This is a genomic window from Streptococcus pseudopneumoniae (assembly GCF_038148935.1).
GTDB lineage: Bacteria > Bacillota > Bacilli > Lactobacillales > Streptococcaceae > Streptococcus > Streptococcus pseudopneumoniae_U.
On record NZ_JBBJZX010000254.1, the window covers coordinates 1 to 275 of the forward strand.

Annotated in this window: 1 pseudogene; it reads left to right on the forward strand. The window is 40.7% G+C overall.

From position 1 onward, the window contains the following. Nucleotides 1–275, forward strand: a pseudogene (locus tag WKI42_RS10860) (hypothetical protein); the annotation flags it as partial.

Consider the following 275-nt stretch of genomic DNA (forward strand, 5'->3'; position numbering starts at 1 on the left):
ATCTAGCCAACTAGCTGACAAATCTAGTCAGTTAATTTCAGGTGCTTCTCAATTAGAAAGTGGAGCTAATAAATTGGCAGATGGATCTGGGAAACTTGCAGAAGGTGGAACAAAGTTAACTTCCGGATTGGAAGGTCTACAGACAGGACTTGCTTCTTTGGGACAAGGATTAGGTAATGCTAGTGATCAACTCAAATCAGCATCTACGGAATCTCAAAATGCAGAGATTTTGTCACATCCTCTCAGTCTCTCCAAAACTGACAATGACCAAGTTA